Genomic DNA, 15,019 nt, shown 5'->3' on the forward strand with positions numbered 1-15,019 from the left:
AGCGGATTTACAATGATGCGCGCATTACTTACTTTGGCGATATTTCTTACTTCTTTAATCGCTTCCCCTATGGCGGTTGCCGCTCCTTCGGTGGCCTCGGTTCAGCGAGATGTTGACCGCTTAAGGACCTTGGCTGCCGAAAAGTACGAAGCAGCCAACGAAGCCAATATCCGAATTAAGCAACTTGAAAGAGAGAGCGTCACTCTTATTGCAAAAGAGGCGATACTGAAAGAGAAGTTGAATGCTTCTAGCGAAATTCTCGCGCGCATCGCTATAGCAAATTTTCAAGGTCACGGTTTTGGAAAAACTATCGACTTAATGTTTTCGGCTGATCCCACTCAGTATTTATCTGATGCTTCAGTATTGGACATAATTACTCGTGGTTATTCTCAGGAGCTGCAAGAGTTCAAGAGAAATAAACAAAAGGTGGAAGCTTCGCGATATGTGGTTTCCGACAAGACCGCACTTTTAAAGCGGGAGAAATTGCGCCTGAACAAAGAAGTTGCATCTGCTAAATCTGCATTGGCAAAAGCTGAAAAATTATTGAAATCGCTAAAGAAGGAAGATCGGGAAAAGCTCGCTCAGCAAGAGGCAGAACGTGAAAATAAAATACTCAGCGATTCAAAGAGATTTGCCGCCAATTATGCAGGTGATAATTCACGTGGATCTATCGCTCTCAAATACGCACTGAAACAAATTGGTGACATCTATGTTTGGGCAGCGGCCGGCCCAACACGTTGGGATTGCAGTGGATTGACCATGCGGGCGTATCAGACCGCAGGTGTCTCTCTACCGCATTCATCGCGAATCCAAGTTAAGTATGGAAAATCTATTTCCTATAACTCTCTCAAACCCGGAGATTTACTTTTCTTTGGCAAGCCAATCAGCCACGTATCCATGTATATGGGTGGTGGAAAAATGGTGCAGGCGCCTAGACCGGGAAAACGTGTTGAGGTTGTTAATTTAACGAAGCGTTTTGGTTCAAAGCCATTTGTAGGGGCGAGACGGCTATGACGAGATTTAAGCTTGCGATTACTTCTACGTTAGTTCTCATACTAGCTTTTTCTTCGGGTGTTACGCCGCTGCTTGCAACTAATCACAAGCCGACTCTGGCTCAAATTGAAGCAGCTAAGAAGGCCGAACTAGCTAAGAAGAAAATTGCCGATGAAGCCTTTAAGAAGTTAGCCAAGGCGCGTGGAAACTTAAAGGCGCTAATCCAGCTGGCAAATGCGGCTGATCAGAAATATCAAAGAGCAAGAGCGGCTCTAGCCATTGCGGTTTCTCAATCTCAACAAGCGCAGGCAGCCTATGAAGTGGCAGTGGCGGCAGTTGCCGGAACACATCGTGAGATAGGCAAGCTCGCTTTGAATGCGTATATCTCTGGGGGCGGTTTAACCGATCTCGAATCAATTCTTAGCTCTAATGGCCCGCAAGATGTAATTGATCGCTTATCAACTTTAGATAATTTAGGAGAAGGCAACAGAACTGCACTAAAGCGTTTTAAAGTCGCAGAAGATATTGCCGAGGCAGCGAAAACAAGAGCCGAAGTTGCCAAAGCAAATCAAGCGGCGGTCACCGTTCGAGTCGCAGCCGCAAAGAAAGAAGCTGACGATGCACGTAGTGAACAACAAAAAGAAGTTGATAAATTACAAGCAGTTCAAGATAAGTTGCAACGTGATCTAGCTTCTGCAAAGAAAGTGCGAATTACCCTAGAGCAGAAGCGCCAGTTGGCAATTCTAGAAGAAACCCGTGCCAATGAAGCGACCAAAACAAAGACCCAATCAAAAATTTGGAAAGGCGGAGGACCAACTGGTGTCTCCCGGATCAGAACCACGGAAGAACAACGTTTAAAGGTTGTTGAATTTGCAAAGAAGCAAGTTTTGGCTGGCAAGCCATATATATGGGGTAGTGAAGGTCCAAACGCTTTCGATTGTTCTGGTCTGGTTTATGCCGCCTTTAAATCAGTTGGTCTCGGTTGGCCGATTTGGGATCGCCTAAACTCAAGCCTTTATTACACCTACACAAAACAGATTCCAATCGCAGAGATGCAACCCGGCGATCTAATTTTTTACTCATACAAGGGAACCCAGAGCACCATTCATCACATGAGCATCTACGCCGGAAACGGGATGATGTGGGAAGCGCGTTCCACTAAAACTGGCCTTCGTTATTCCAATATCTACAGCGTCGAAGGCATGATGCCTTACGCGGGAAGAGTGTAAATGCGACCAGTAAAAGTTATGGCAACGGTATTTGCGCTAGCGCTTACACAAATCTCACCATCGAGTGCCGCCACCTTTGATTCGGTCTCACATATCCACGGGATCAAAGCATTTAATAACACAATCTTGATGGGAACTCACGAAGGTTTATTTGAGTTCGTTGATCAAAACAAGATGCAACCAATCGGCAAAGATCCCTTCGACATTATGGGTTTGGATGCTAGAGGCAAAACGCTATTTGCGAGCGGGCACCCAAGTGCAGTTTCAAAGTTACCTAATCCTCTGGGGCTACTAAGTTCTGGCGATGGAGGTAAGACTTGGAAGTCAGTGTCACTACTGGGAAAAGTTGACTTCCACTTCCTGGAAGTTTCTGGCTCCCAGATATATGGCGGTAACGCCACTGATGGTTCTCTGATGTATTCCAAGGACCTGGGAAAAAATTGGAAGCGACTTGGTGAAATGAAATTCACAGACATTGCTGTTTTATATGGCTCGCACGGTGGTGCCTTAGCAATTGATAATGGCAAGCTGTTTAAAACCAGTAACTCTCTCACTAATTCAACTCCGCTAACCTTCAAATCTAAAGTTGCCGCTGTGGAGAGCATCGGCAAGGATATTTACATCGCATCAAAGAATCAGATCTTTCGCTCAACCGATGCGGCCAAGAGCTGGAAAATCTTTAAAAGCTACAAATCCGAAGTTTCAGATATCTCGGTCTCTTCAAAAATATTGGCAGCAATAGTCGCCGGAGAGGTTTTGACCATTAAAGTAGGTACATGAACGCTATTTACTTCACCCAATTCAAGGGACCACTTGAAATCAAAGATATCTCGGTCCCAACTGCAACAAACGATGGCGTCGTTATAAAAGTTGAAGCAACTGGTTTATGTCGTAGCGATTGGCACGCTTGGATGGGCCACGACTCTGACATCGTCTTGCCACATGTCCCGGGCCACGAACTCGCGGGTGTTATCTCCGAAACCGGCAGCGCAGTTACCAAATTTAGAGTCGGCGATCGCGTAACCGTTCCCTTTGTCTGCGGCTGCGGCAAATGCCAATACTGCACACGCGGTGATGCCCAAGTCTGTCCCACCCAAACTCAACCCGGCTTTACCGGTTTCGGATCATTTGCCGAATATGTCGCGATCAATAACGCCGACTTCAACTTAGTAACCATTCCCGAGAACGTTTCCTTCGCAACTGCCGCAGCGCTGGGTTGTCGCTTTGCAACTTCTTACCGCGGCCTCATAAAACGCGCGCACGTCAAAGCAAATGAGAAAGTTGTTATCTACGGATGCGGCGGCGTTGGCCTAAGCGCAATCATGATCGCCAAAGCCCAAGGCGCAAACGTTTACGCCGTCGACATCAACGATGCCGCTCTTGCAATCGCACAATCACTCGGCGCCGAAACAATTAACTCCAGCAAAGTCGATCCCGTTGCCTTTATGCAAAACCTCGGGGGAGCAGATGTTGCAGTTGATGCACTCGGCAGCCAACAAACCGCTAGCGCATCCGTACTTTCACTTGCTCGTTGCGGCCGCCATTTACAACTCGGCCTATTACTTACAGCAAACGGTTTAACCGATATCCCAATGGCCCGCGTAATCGCTTGGGAGTTAGACCTACTCGGTTCTCACGGAATGGCCGCAAAGGATTACCCAGAAATGTTGGCACTCGTTGCCAGTGGCAAACTAAATCCAGCATCACTGATCACGCGCGAAGTTGGCCTAACTGAAGGCGCTAAAGCACTCGCCGAATTGAATAGCCAGCCATTCGGTGGCATCACCGTCATCAAGCCCAGCGAGAAATAACCAGTTACTTCTTCTTATAACCCGTAGGACACTTAGGCGATACGGCAGTCACTTTCTTAACCAGCTTGCCCTTCACGCAAGTTATCGACTTGGTCGCAGCCTTTTTAACTGGCGCCGGCGCAACTACCGCTTGCTTTTCCTGCGTTAACTTAACGCGGATTGTGGGCGTAGAAAAGGTAAAGTTCTTAGCCGACAAAAATAACCATTCTCGTTTAGCATCTTCGCGCACCGTTTCGGTACCGATTATCTGCTCACTTCCGTCTGCGTTAATAACTGAAACCGATGCCTGAAATGGCGCACTTGTGAATCCATAAACACAGCGCGCAACCGATGATCTAATCGCCAAGTCGTAACTTCCCCGCGTTAGCGTCTTGCCATCTTCCATAAAGTGCAAGCCCGCAACCTTGTAACTTAGCGCGCCATCTTTAAACTCTGGCGCAGAAGGGGAGTAAACCATCGCATTAGTTGTCACGATTCCAAGCAACTGTGTTTTGTCATCAAAACAAGCATTACCGCTGGTTGCCTGATAACCGTTGGCACTTGCACCGGAAGAGACAATCCACTGCGCGCGATAACCCGCCTTGGTCTTCAAAATCGGCTCAAACGCAGCGAAATCTTCGAAGTTTCCAACTGGGTCATACCCATCAACGATCGAACCTTCACTTTGCAGCATCATGTTGTACCCAAAGACCCCAGAACTTAAACGCACTCGGGCATCAATCTTCGGGTTACTGGCTAACTCACTCTTCTTTATATAACCAAATGCACCCGGAGCGTTTACAGGAAGAGCTTCAATCTTGATTCGATTATTCTTCGCATCAATCGGATCGACTTTAACGTCGACATCCTTCATGCGGCCATAAAGCCAACCAGTCATTTCAGCGCCCATACGCATCGTCAAAGCAACGCGCGTGTTATCGGCAAAATCTTCATACTTTGCGCAGAAACCTAATTCTGTCCAAGCGCAATCTGCCAAATTGTCGTAATCGTTTCCAGTTTGCCGCACGCCAAAAGTAGCGCCACCATCGGGATTAACCGATGTGTAACTTTCAAGCGGGTAATACTTCCCAGCCTTTTGAGTAACTGGAATAACGCTTAAGTTCATTGAGGTCAAAGTTATCGGTGCATTAGCTTTTCCTGCCGCACCAACAGCTTCACGATTCTGTCCATACACAACCCGCGCAATTACGCCGTAAGTAAAGTTGCCAGATTTGTTGGCAAACTTTGCCGACTTCCACAAACTCGGACCGCCACCACGCGGTAAACCAAGCGCCACATCTGCCGGAGTCGTAAGCGATCTAACTTCGTGATCCAAAACCGCAAATAAAGTGCAAGCCCGCAACCTTGTAACTTAGCGCGCCATCTTTAAACTCTGGCGCAGAAGGGGAGTAAACCATCGCATTAGTTGTCACGATTCCAAGCAACTGTGTTTTGTCATCAAAACAAGCATTACCGCTGGTTGCCTGATAACCGTTGGCACTTGCACCGGAAGAGACAATCCACTGCGCGCGATAACCCGCCTTGGTCTTCAAAATCGGCTCAAACGCAGCGAAATCTTCGAAGTTTCCAACTGGGTCATACCCATCAACGATCGAACCTTCACTTTGCAGCATCATGTTGTACCCAAAGACCCCAGAACTTAAACGCACTCGGGCATCAATCTTCGGGTTACTGGCTAACTCACTCTTCTTTATATAACCAAATGCACCCGGAGCGTTTACAGGAAGAGCTTCAATCTTGATTCGATTATTCTTCGCATCAATCGGATCGACTTTAACGTCGACATCCTTCATGCGGCCATAAAGCCAACCAGTCATTTCAGCGCCCATACGCATCGTCAAAGCAACGCGCGTGTTATCGGCAAAATCTTCATACTTTGCGCAGAAACCTAATTCTGTCCAAGCGCAATCTGCCAAATTGTCGTAATCGTTTCCAGTTTGCCGCACGCCAAAAGTAGCGCCACCATCGGGATTAACCGATGTGTAACTTTCAAGCGGGTAATACTTCCCAGCCTTTTGAGTAACTGGAATAACGCTTAAGTTCATTGAGGTCAAAGTTATCGGTGCATTAGCTTTTCCTGCCGCACCAACAGCTTCACGATTCTGTCCATACACAACCCGCGCAATTACGCCGTAAGTAAAGTTGCCAGATTTGTTGGCAAACTTTGCCGACTTCCACAAACTCGGACCGCCACCACGCGGTAAACCAAGCGCCACATCTGCCGGAGTCGTAAGCGATCTAACTTCGTGATCCAAAACCGCAAGCTCCATATCAGAAGCAGAAGTTCCAATACTTAATCCTTCGACGCACATCAATTGATTTGCCGTTTCACATGGCGGCAAGATTAATTGCGCTCTAACGAATGAACCTTTCGCACAGTTTGCATCACTTAATGACGAGCAAAGAAATGTGTTAGGCGGAGTACCAGGCTGGGCAGAAAGGTTTGAAGTAATGATCGAAACATTCTCACCAGAAGTAGGTTGGCGCTCTGAAAAATCAACGCCTAAATAACCTTTACTCGTTGCACCACCCGGCAGCAGATCCAACAAACTCGCACCTTGAGTCGGTGCCAGTGTTGTAAATGCGAGAGAAATGACGGAAAAAGCGATCACAAAAAACCTGGCGGCAAATTTCTTCGGCATCTGATACAAACCTTTCAAAGTGTTAACTAAGGGTACTCCGCACCCGGCGCTAACCTTCTCCAGTGATCGCAAAGACCAAGAACGGCTTCCCGCCAAAGATCTGCGCGCGATGTGGCCTACCCTTTGAATGGCGTAAGAAATGGGCGCGCGATTGGGAGAACGTTAAGTATTGTTCTGAAAAATGTAAGACCGGAAAGTAATTAAATAGTCCGGCCGCGATCAAGCGGCAACGACCAAGGGATCTTCACACCCAACGCCTCTGCCGCGTTCATCGCCCAACGCGGATTGCGCAACATCGCACGCGCCAAGAAAACCGCATCTGCTTCTTCGGTCTCAATTATGTATTGCGCTTGCTCTGGCTCGGTAATCAAACCAACTGCCGCAGTTGCAATCCCTGCCTCTTTACGAATCGCAGCCGCAAAGGGAACCTGAAAACCAGGCGTTGCCTTAATCGGTGCGTTATGAACTGCGCCCCCTGTTGAAACATCAATCAAATCAACGCCAGCAGCCTTTAACCTAACTGCTAATTCAATCGAATCAATTAAGTTCCAACCGTCATCAACCCAATCAGTTGCCGAGATACGAACAAAGAGCGCCACCTGATCGCCAATCGCAGCGCGCACCGCATCGGTTACCTCCATCAAGAAACGGATCCGATTATCAAAGCTGCCACCGTATTCATCGGTGCGATCATTCGAAACCGGTGAATAGAACTGGTGCAACAAATAACCATGTGCTGCATGTATTTCAATTACATCAAAGCCAACTGCCACAGCACGACGAGCCGCATCAGCAAACTCACTTACCAACTGCGCAATCTCGGCAACCGTTAAAGCACGCGGCGCCGGATATCCCTCAAATGCTTTATCGGTTGAAGAAACCGCTTGCCATCCACCTTCACCAATTTCCGCCATCCGCTTTGTATCCCACGGACGCATCGTCGATGCCTTGCGCCCAGCATGTGCCAACTGAATTCCCATCTTCACACCCTGCGAATGCGCGAACTCAACCATCGGTGCAAAGGCCTTGGCATGCGCGTCATCTTCAATCGTTGGACAACCAATTGAGATTCGCCCCTCTGGAACAACACCAGTTGCCTCAACCATGATCAACCCTGGCGCACCCGTTGCAAAGGCTCCCAAGTGCGCGCTATGCCACGCACCCACAAAACCATCAGTTGCGCTGTACTGGCACATAGGGGAGACCCAAACACGATTCTGAAATGTAACCCCGCGCAGAGTAAATGGATCAAAGAGTGTGTTCATATCTCGATCTTACTCGGTAATAAATTCGCATACCCACTACTCTTATAGAAAGACCAATCAAACAAGGAGCAACAAATGGGCGCTTGCACATGCGGATATACAACCGATCCAGAGAAGAACTGCAACGGCACTCACAATGTAGTCAAGGCTGTTAAAGCCGACATCATCGCCAAGCTTGAGGCTGAAGGTTTTGCAGATGCCGCGGAGTCGCTGAAGGTTAAGTAAAGTTTTATTTCTCTTTGATTATTCTAGATTTCTCCCTTGGAACTAGCTATTTTTCATTACCTTGTAGTCATATCCAAGGGCATCTAAGTCTGAATCTTCAATCTTCCAAGGTGAGATGAAAATAACCTTTCCACCTTTTGCCGATGGTGGCTCGCTTCGATCTAGATCTATTTGGCTCACGACGATAAGCGCATTATTTGGATGCTCTTGGCGGTGAAGAAGAACTTCATTTCGGGTGAGTACAACTTTCTCACCTAACGACATCGTTCCCTTAACCTCGATGTAAAAATCGATGTCATTCAACTTTGCGGCGATGTCATAGGAACGATTTTTTCCGACATCTTTAATGTCCGTGAAACCCTTCTTTCCCAAATGCTTCATGGCTACTTCAACTGCGTGCTCTTCAATGACTTTCTTATGCGCTTGCGGTAAACGCGAGCGCCCTTGGCGTCGAGGTCCGGTTAGATCTCTTCCAGCGGCTTGTGCGATTGCTGCGACAGCTTCTTTATGCTCAGGACTTTCGGATCCGGGGATCGTGGCATCCGTTTCCTGCAAAAAATAAATCTTAGATAGCATCTCCAACAAGAACTCGATATCCGTGAAAATCTGTTCGTCAGAGGGAACGCTTTCTTTGCGATATTCAAATCCACATAAACTGGTCCGATCATAAGCTTCAGCAAGATTTCCTTTTGCCTCTAGATTTCGTGAGAACTTAAGTCTCGGATTCTTAACCTGATCAAGATTTAACTTTTCGCGGCCCCACGTCATTAGCGCGGCAGCAACCTCAGGTGCGAGAGCTTTTTGATATCTCCGCTCCATGGAATCACCATCGTAAGTCGTGCTGGCATGCCCAAGACTTAGGTAACAGTTAGATCCGGTGGCTGAGAACAAGAAAACGACGTACCAGCCTTTTGTGGCACTTGGACTGAGTTCTTTAGATGCTAGACGCACCCAAGGAATCTCTGCTTTATTTCCGTCGCCATCTTTACCTTGCACCCAGAGATCTTCGATAGCTATTTCGTACTTGGATTTGAAGCGATCTAAGTTTTCGCTCAGCGAAGAGGCAATCTCTTTGCGGATCAGGATTCCACGTCTTTGCATAGCCGGAGTGTTCTTTGAGGTGTATTGCCTTTGAAGCTCAAGAACTTCTCGAATCTGGGAACTGATCATGCTGGAAGGTTACTCAGGGTAACCGACATCTGCCAGATGCTTACGGAGAGTAGTTTTCGGCTATAGCCTTAACTCGTGCTGGCATATCTCGCTACGAAGAAGAAATTTCTGGAGGACGCCCACATCATTGAAGACCTTGTCAGGGATGCCGTAAAGCAGAATTTGGGCCTAGGTGTCGGGCAAAATGAATATTCATCCTGGCGAAACTCACTCGGTAACGGAATGTCTCACATTATTGCGAGTCCAGATATACCGGATGATGCAGGAATTGCTATTGAGTATCAAATAAATAAACTCAAAAACCGAATCGATTTCATAGTTTCTGGAAGGCAAGCGGACGGGTCCGAATCAATTGTAATAATTGAACTTAAGCAGTGGACAAGTATTGATTATTCCGAGCTGCCGGAACATGTAAACACCTTCGTAGGCCAGAAGAATCGAGATGTCGTTCATCCTTCTTATCAGGCACGAAGTTACGCAAGCTTGTTAGAAATGTACAACGAATATGTCTACGAGACGCCCGTTAGAATTACTTCGTGCGCATATTTACATAATTGTCCTGAGTTAGATGTTGTCAATGATTCTCGTTACGAAGAAGCGCTTCGAAATACCCCTGTTTTTATTAAAGGACAAAAGAAAGAAATAGTCGCACTAATTTCTGATCGAATTAAGAGTGGTGATGGAGTAGAACTACTTAAGAGAGTCGATGCCTCACCAACAAAACCTTCACTTCAGCTAGCTGATGCAGTAACAAATATGCTTCAAGGCAAAGAAGCATTCGTTCTCATTGATGAGCAAAAAACGGTCTTGGAAACGATTGTCAAGACTTCACTCCAGGGCTTGAAGGGGCCAAAGCAAGTCGTGATAGTTAAAGGTGGACCAGGGACAGGTAAGTCAGTTATTGCGATAAATTCACTTTCGAGACTTATGGGTCAGCGATTGATTGCTCGCTATGTAACGCCGAATGCCGCACCTAGAGCAGTTTTTGAAGTGAAGCTTAAGTCGGCTTTCAAAGGTGGAGAGATTAAAGAGCTTTTTAGCGGATCTGGAAATTTTACGGGAATAGAAGCAAATGACTTCGATGTACTGATTGTCGATGAAGCGCATCGACTAAAACTAAGAACCCAATATTCGAAGGGAGGCGATAATCAGATTCGCGAGGTTATTCAGGCCGCGAAAACTTCTGTTTTCTTCCTGGATGAAGCGCAGAAAGTAACCTGGAAGGACATAGGGGAGTCATTCGAGATCGAAAAATTCGCCAGGGCCATGGGGGCCGAGATTCATCATCTTGAGTTAAAGTCTCAGTTTCGATGTAACGGTTCCGATGGGTATTTAACCTGGCTTGATGAAAGCTTAGGGATTGCGGAGGACTCAGGTAACTCCTTCAACGATGCCAATTATGATTTTCAGGTTTTTGACGATCCATCGAAACTGTACGCTGAAATTCGAAAGCGAAATAAACTGAACAACAAATCGAGAATGTTGGCGGGTTACTGCTGGGACTGGATAAGTAAAAAAGATAAATTGAAATTTGATATTGAATTTCCCAAGTTTAATTTTCGAGCGAAGTGGAACTTGGAGTCTCGTGGAAGTGCGTGGATAATCGACCCCAATTCTATTGACGATATTGGCTGCATTCACACATCACAAGGTTTAGAACTTGAATATGTAGGTGTAATCATCGGCCCAGACTTTAAATTAATAGATGGTTGCTTAGCGACAGAACCCTCAGGTCGGGCAAGCACCGATGTTTCACTGCATGGATATAAAAAAGAGTTCAAGGAGAATCCCGAATTAGCCACCATCAAGGCAGACCAGATAATCCGAAATACATACAGAACTCTCATGACGCGAGGTATGAAGGGTTGCTATATTTACTGTACTGACGAGCAAGTAGCTAGTTATTTCCGAGATCGACTAGCAAGATAGGTTAGCTATGAACGAAATTAATCAACTAATGGCTGAAATTCGGGCTTTTGCTGATGCACGAAAATGGGAGGTTTTTCATACTCCCAAAAATCTGTCTATGGCAGTAGCAGGTGAAGCGGGTGAGCTGGTCGCAGAGTTCCAGTGGCTTACCGCAAGAGAGTCGGAACGCTCAGAGTTATCTGCTGAAAAACTGATCGATATCGAAATGGAAATCGCTGATGTGGCTATGTACTTGTTAAGACTGGCAGACGTTTTAAATATAGACCTCTCAGAAGCTGTCAGAAAGAAATTGGCAATTAACGAATCCCGTTTTTAGCTTATCAATCGAATAGCGGGGGAACTGTGGACGCTGATCTTGCACTTCGCAAGAGTCTCGGATTAACTCCATCAGATTCATTTGAGAGATATTCAGAATCTGAGATTATTGATTTGGTAATCAAGTTTGCGATTTGGCCATTGGAAGATTCTTTCCGACATGCGCCTTGGTTAGCTCGATACGCGGTTAGAAGGCAGCGACACAGAATTGATGAGAGAGCGCCAGGAGAAAAAAGAGATCTTTGGGGAATGCCAGATGAATCAGGCTATTTCGCTGACGATAATTCTCTGTTGAAAAGTACATTTATGAACCTACCGATTTTAGGGAAGAACAACCCCTACGGAAATTCCCGCATCTCTTCCGGATTAGTCTGCTGTCATATTTGGCCGAAGACGACTAGTGACCCACTTCTATTTTCATTTCTTCCAAATTTGGTTTGGATTCCAAAAAGCCTTTCAAGATTTACCGATGTATTTGGCGATAAGGCTACCCATAAAGTTCATTTCGTATTGCAAACACTTTCGCATTCTCGATATAGAGAATTGGAAGTTTTAACGGGGGAGGGGCAAGTAGGCGATGCATGGAGGCAACTCACTAACCCTTCAATAGATATTGATCGCGAGTTCCAATTCAATGAAATGATTTCAGAGCCATCTTTGTCTAAACGCGTTAGAACTAGGCATGACCGGCTGATAACCTTTTTGACTTCTGCGCTGGAAGATGGACCCGGATTACAGCGCAGATTCAGTAAGCGCTATCACTTAGGTTGGGGCCCGGGTATCGACAAAACTATCCCGTCGATAAATGAACTTGTGAGCAGGAGCAAGATTCTGGAACTAAAGAGAATCATCGAAGAGACATCTCCAAGACTTTAATTCTGATTTTGGTAATCAATTAACTGAATAAACCTAATTAAACCCGATGCTTCCCAACCTGCTTTAACTTCCGCAGCGCTTTCGGCGTGATCTTGCCACCGAAAGTTCCGCGCTTTGGTGCAGTGAGAAAGCCGATATCCATTGCAGTGCTCACGCATTCTCCGATGAATTCTTCGGGGAGGACGAGTTCGTAGGCGAGGTCGATAACGGGGATCTGTGAACCAGTGAGGACTACGCGGTTATAGAGCCAAGCGATTTCAAGGAGGTATTCCTCGCTATCGGAGTCGGGTGTAAGGGTGCGGGCGCGTTCGAGTGCGAAGTCCATGTGGGGAATCTATGGGTGGGGTGTGACATGGGGAGAGAAAGCGAAAACCCCGCCATTGCTGACGGGGTTTTCTGCTGTTGCTCAATAATGCATCTCTTTGACTCAGAGAACATAAGTTTAGCAGGCAAACAAAAAGTCCCACAGATGATTCTGCGGGACTTTTTTGCTGTGCTCTGGATAGAGCGCACGCCAATGACTAAGTGAGCAAAGGTTACCAAAGAAATTTCAAGTTTGATTGAAAAGTTATACACAGATGAGTGACCAAAAAATTACTCGTAACAGGAAAACATTTAAGTTCCGCATGTGTCTCGCTGTAGCTCAGCGGATAGAGCACGCCAATGACTAAGGCGTAGACGCGGGTTCGAATCCCGCCAGCGAGACCACTCCTTAGAAGCCCTGGGAATTAGTCACCTGGGGCTTCTTTGTTTTCCCATTAAGTTATGCGGAAAAGCGAAAACCCCGCCATTGCTGACGGGGTTTTTCGTTGTAGCTGCGGATAGAGCGCCTCTTGACGAAGGGAGTTTATTTTAACAAACATTTATCAGTGTGCGCCAGTACTCTTAGGGCATGTCATTTGTTATGTATTCAACTAGCTGGTGTGGTTACTGTAAGCGTTTGAAATCTCAATTAGGTGAACTCGGAGTTACATTTGAAGAGATCAACATTGAGGAAGTACCGGGCACGGCTGAGATCGTTGAGAAGGTAAATGGTGGCAATCGCACGGTGCCGACATTGGTGTTCGCAGATGGAAGTGCGATGACCAATCCTTCGGCCAAAGAAGTTGTTGCGAAGTTGGCTGCGCTTTAAAGGAAATTTGAGGAGCCGCGTGAAAAAGTTAATTGCCGCCCTGCTGGCTTTGAATTTGCTTGGCATGGCGCCAGCATCTGCGCATCAACCGGTGGATTTGTTAAATAGCGACACCACGCCAAGTGCTGGGCCTCTGTTGGTAGATGGCACAGTCTCGTTTGCGGTACGCGCATCATTTACTAAGGCTGGACAGAAGAAGGCATTTCGCGCCGCCTTAAAAGAAGGCGATCAGTTGGATGTTCAATACTTAATCATTGATAAGAAGCCAGAGAATAAACTGAAGAATTCTAAATTACCGCTACTGGTTATAACTTCGCCGTCGGGTAAGAAGACAACAATGAAATTCACCGAGCGAACTGAGTTCTTGGAAACTTATAGTCGCACTATGTATTTGTATTTATCGCGCATTAGCGAAGTCGCTGAACCTGGGATCTATAGCTTCATGATCACTGCGCGTACTAAATCTGCGATAACGCTCGGGGTTGGTGCGAGAGAAGTGCCTGGCGAAGTTCTGCGCGGGCAATGAGATTCGTCAAAGGTTTTGCACGGGTTACTCTAGGAATTGCTCTGGGGTATGCGGGGTTTACCCATTTAACTTCTAGCCGTTTGGAATTTCAGGCACAGGTGCCGAACTGGGTTCCGTTTAGCGCTGATTTTGTGGTGCTGGCATCTGGTGTGGTGGAGATTGTCTTGGGTCTGGCGTTGGTCTTTTTAGTTAAGTACCAAGTGCAGGTGGGTTGGGTTGTGGCTGCGTTCTTTGTGGCGATCTTTCCGGGAAATATCTCGCAGTATGTAAATGGGATAGATGCATTTGGGTTAGATACCGACCGCGCGCGATTGGTGCGTTTATTCTTTCAGCCGCTGCTTGTGGCGTGGGCGCTATGGGCAACTGGGGCGTGGCGAGCGGTTCGACGGGCGAGGTAAAGAACGCGGGTGTACCGTTTTCTATGGCAAAAAAAGAGATTGAATCTGAAGATAAAGTCTATGGAGAGAAATCCATCCTTCCACTGAAGTACGTGGACATGATGGAAGATATTTTTCACGCAGTTCTTGCACTCGCCTTGCTGGGTATCGGCATTGGCGCATTTTTCTTTAGCATCAAACGCTTAATTGAGACTGCGCCCTTCTTTCCAAATGGAATGATCCAAGGCGTAAATGACATCTTGTTTATCGTCATCATTCTTGAAATCTTGCGCACTGTTATCTCGCGCTTTACCGATGGCGTTTACCAGCTCGATAAGTTTTTGATTATTGGTGTAATCGCTGCCGTGCGACATATCTTGACGGTGGGTGCATCGCTTACCTTGCAGACAGGTAAGAGTGATGTGGCATTTGAGCGCGCGATTTACGAGATGGGGTTAAATGCCCTGATAGTTGTTGCTTTGGTATTTGCGATCTTCTTATCGAAGAGCGCACATCGCCGTAAGTAGAA

18 protein-coding genes and 1 tRNA gene are annotated in these 15,019 nt (G+C 46.7%); 14 read left to right on the forward strand and 5 right to left on the reverse strand.

The features are described 5' to 3' along the window. Nucleotides 1-12 precede the first annotated feature (12 nt). Genes A1s21148_RS02415 through A1s21148_RS02430 form a run of 4 tightly spaced genes read left to right on the forward strand, consistent with a single transcriptional unit; the run spans nt 13 to nt 4,033 of the window. Nucleotides 13-1,014 (forward strand): C40 family peptidase, encoded by a 1,002-nt coding sequence (locus A1s21148_RS02415; RefSeq protein ID WP_095670888.1) that lies wholly within the window; start codon nt 13-15, stop codon nt 1,012-1,014. Then, a complete protein-coding gene (locus tag A1s21148_RS02420) occupies nt 1,011-2,222 on the forward strand; it encodes a C40 family peptidase (protein ID WP_095670889.1) in 1,212 nt (403 codons plus the stop codon). Before A1s21148_RS02415 ends, A1s21148_RS02420 begins: the two co-directional genes overlap by 4 nt. After that, a complete protein-coding gene (locus A1s21148_RS02425) occupies nt 2,223-3,002 on the forward strand; it encodes a WD40/YVTN/BNR-like repeat-containing protein (RefSeq protein WP_095670890.1) in 780 nt (259 codons plus the stop codon). Beyond that, nucleotides 2,999-4,033 carry a zinc-dependent alcohol dehydrogenase family protein gene (locus tag A1s21148_RS02430; protein WP_095670891.1) on the forward strand — a complete coding sequence of 345 codons (1,035 nt, stop codon included), beginning with the start codon at nt 2,999-3,001 and terminating at the stop codon, nt 4,031-4,033. The genes A1s21148_RS02425 and A1s21148_RS02430 overlap by 4 nt, the downstream gene beginning before the upstream one ends. A gap of 4 nt (nt 4,034-4,037) precedes the next feature. Here the strand turns inward: A1s21148_RS02430 and A1s21148_RS02435 are convergent, their stop codons facing one another. Together A1s21148_RS02435 and A1s21148_RS02440 are read right to left on the reverse strand one after the other, a co-directional pair. Next, nucleotides 4,038-5,348: a hypothetical protein gene (locus tag A1s21148_RS02435; protein WP_125932383.1), complete on the reverse strand. Its 1,311-nt coding sequence runs from the start codon at nt 5,346-5,348 to the stop codon at nt 4,038-4,040. Continuing rightward, nucleotides 5,332-6,645 (reverse strand): hypothetical protein, encoded by a 1,314-nt coding sequence (locus A1s21148_RS02440; protein WP_125932384.1) that lies wholly within the window; start codon nt 6,643-6,645, stop codon nt 5,332-5,334. The genes A1s21148_RS02435 and A1s21148_RS02440 overlap by 17 nt, the downstream gene beginning before the upstream one ends. A gap of 92 nt (nt 6,646-6,737) precedes the next feature. Here A1s21148_RS02440 and A1s21148_RS07610 point away from each other — a divergent pair, with 92 nt between their 5' ends. Further along, nucleotides 6,738-6,875 (forward strand): DUF2256 domain-containing protein, encoded by a 138-nt coding sequence (locus A1s21148_RS07610; RefSeq protein WP_190276909.1) that lies wholly within the window; start codon nt 6,738-6,740, stop codon nt 6,873-6,875. Here the strand turns inward: A1s21148_RS07610 and A1s21148_RS02450 are convergent, their stop codons facing one another. Next, nucleotides 6,876-7,940: an NADH:flavin oxidoreductase/NADH oxidase gene (locus A1s21148_RS02450; protein WP_095670894.1), complete on the reverse strand. Its 1,065-nt coding sequence runs from the start codon at nt 7,938-7,940 to the stop codon at nt 6,876-6,878. A gap of 75 nt (nt 7,941-8,015) precedes the next feature. Between A1s21148_RS02450 and A1s21148_RS07510 the strand changes: the two genes are divergently transcribed. Next, complete coding sequence (locus A1s21148_RS07510; RefSeq protein WP_190276910.1) at nt 8,016-8,165, forward strand: hypothetical protein; 150 nt, start codon at nt 8,016-8,018, stop codon at nt 8,163-8,165. Between the two features lie 42 nt (nt 8,166-8,207). Here the strand turns inward: A1s21148_RS07510 and A1s21148_RS02455 are convergent, their stop codons facing one another. After that, nucleotides 8,208-9,335: an MrcB family domain-containing protein gene (locus tag A1s21148_RS02455; protein ID WP_095670895.1), complete on the reverse strand. Its 1,128-nt coding sequence runs from the start codon at nt 9,333-9,335 to the stop codon at nt 8,208-8,210. Nucleotides 9,336-9,410: 75 nt separating this feature from the next. Between A1s21148_RS02455 and A1s21148_RS02460 the strand changes: the two genes are divergently transcribed. From A1s21148_RS02460 to A1s21148_RS02470, 3 genes are read left to right on the forward strand one after another with little or no spacing between them, the layout of a single operon-like run. Next, complete coding sequence (locus A1s21148_RS02460) at nt 9,411-11,264, forward strand: DUF2075 domain-containing protein (protein WP_095670896.1); 1,854 nt, start codon at nt 9,411-9,413, stop codon at nt 11,262-11,264. Nucleotides 11,265-11,271: 7 nt separating this feature from the next. Continuing rightward, on the forward strand, nt 11,272-11,580 hold the full coding sequence (locus A1s21148_RS02465; protein WP_095670897.1) for a nucleotide pyrophosphohydrolase: 309 nt from the start codon (nt 11,272-11,274) through the stop codon (nt 11,578-11,580). 26 nt (nt 11,581-11,606) lie between these two features. Then, nucleotides 11,607-12,455, forward strand: a complete 849-nt coding sequence (locus A1s21148_RS02470) for a hypothetical protein (RefSeq protein WP_095670898.1) — start codon at nt 11,607-11,609, stop codon at nt 12,453-12,455. A gap of 37 nt (nt 12,456-12,492) precedes the next feature. On the opposite strand, the gene A1s21148_RS02475 is transcribed toward A1s21148_RS02470, so the two are convergent. Next, on the reverse strand, nt 12,493-12,780 hold the full coding sequence (locus A1s21148_RS02475; protein ID WP_095670899.1) for a hypothetical protein: 288 nt from the start codon (nt 12,778-12,780) through the stop codon (nt 12,493-12,495). Between the two features lie 307 nt (nt 12,781-13,087). Here A1s21148_RS02475 and A1s21148_RS02485 point away from each other — a divergent pair. The 5 genes from A1s21148_RS02485 to A1s21148_RS02505 all read left to right on the forward strand — a co-directional run bounded on the left by A1s21148_RS02485 (nt 13,088) and on the right by A1s21148_RS02505 (nt 15,017). Continuing rightward, nucleotides 13,088-13,163, forward strand: a tRNA-OTHER gene (locus A1s21148_RS02485). Between the two features lie 184 nt (nt 13,164-13,347). Beyond that, entirely contained in the window at nt 13,348-13,587 is a 240-nt protein-coding gene (locus tag A1s21148_RS02490; protein ID WP_095670901.1) for a mycoredoxin, read from the forward strand. A gap of 19 nt (nt 13,588-13,606) precedes the next feature. Then, a complete protein-coding gene (locus A1s21148_RS02495) occupies nt 13,607-14,113 on the forward strand; it encodes a hypothetical protein (RefSeq protein WP_095670902.1) in 507 nt (168 codons plus the stop codon). Next, entirely contained in the window at nt 14,110-14,511 is a 402-nt protein-coding gene (locus tag A1s21148_RS02500; RefSeq protein WP_095670903.1) for a DoxX family protein, read from the forward strand. Before A1s21148_RS02495 ends, A1s21148_RS02500 begins: the two co-directional genes overlap by 4 nt. Nucleotides 14,512-14,534: 23 nt before the next feature. Further along, nucleotides 14,535-15,017, forward strand: a complete 483-nt coding sequence (locus tag A1s21148_RS02505) for a phosphate-starvation-inducible PsiE family protein (RefSeq protein WP_095670904.1) — start codon at nt 14,535-14,537, stop codon at nt 15,015-15,017. Nucleotides 15,018-15,019 lie beyond the last annotated feature (2 nt).

The sequence above is a fragment of the Candidatus Planktophila lacus genome (assembly GCF_002287925.1).
GTDB lineage: Bacteria > Actinomycetota > Actinomycetes > Nanopelagicales > Nanopelagicaceae > Planktophila > Planktophila lacus.

What these genes read in the sequence shown, in the direction of transcription:
- A1s21148_RS02425 (WP_095670890.1), top strand. Translation starts at nt 2,223, where the DNA reads ATGCGACCAGTAAAAGTTATGGCAACGGTATTTGCGCTAGCGCTTACA.
- A1s21148_RS02450 (WP_095670894.1), bottom strand. Translation starts at nt 7,940, where the DNA reads ATGAACACACTCTTTGATCCATTTACTCTGCGCGGGGTTACATTTCAG.
- A1s21148_RS07510 (WP_190276910.1), top strand. Translation starts at nt 8,016, where the DNA reads ATGGGCGCTTGCACATGCGGATATACAACCGATCCAGAGAAGAACTGC.
- A1s21148_RS02420 (WP_095670889.1), top strand. Translation starts at nt 1,011, where the DNA reads ATGACGAGATTTAAGCTTGCGATTACTTCTACGTTAGTTCTCATACTA.
- A1s21148_RS02430 (WP_095670891.1), top strand. Translation starts at nt 2,999, where the DNA reads ATGAACGCTATTTACTTCACCCAATTCAAGGGACCACTTGAAATCAAA.
- A1s21148_RS02475 (WP_095670899.1), bottom strand. Translation starts at nt 12,780, where the DNA reads ATGGACTTCGCACTCGAACGCGCCCGCACCCTTACACCCGACTCCGAT.
- A1s21148_RS02500 (WP_095670903.1), top strand. Translation starts at nt 14,110, where the DNA reads ATGAGATTCGTCAAAGGTTTTGCACGGGTTACTCTAGGAATTGCTCTG.
- A1s21148_RS02415 (WP_095670888.1), top strand. Translation starts at nt 13, where the DNA reads ATGATGCGCGCATTACTTACTTTGGCGATATTTCTTACTTCTTTAATC.
- A1s21148_RS02455 (WP_095670895.1), bottom strand. Translation starts at nt 9,335, where the DNA reads ATGATCAGTTCCCAGATTCGAGAAGTTCTTGAGCTTCAAAGGCAATAC.
- A1s21148_RS02465 (WP_095670897.1), top strand. Translation starts at nt 11,272, where the DNA reads ATGAACGAAATTAATCAACTAATGGCTGAAATTCGGGCTTTTGCTGAT.
- A1s21148_RS02505 (WP_095670904.1), top strand. Translation starts at nt 14,535, where the DNA reads ATGGCAAAAAAAGAGATTGAATCTGAAGATAAAGTCTATGGAGAGAAA.
- A1s21148_RS02490 (WP_095670901.1), top strand. Translation starts at nt 13,348, where the DNA reads ATGTCATTTGTTATGTATTCAACTAGCTGGTGTGGTTACTGTAAGCGT.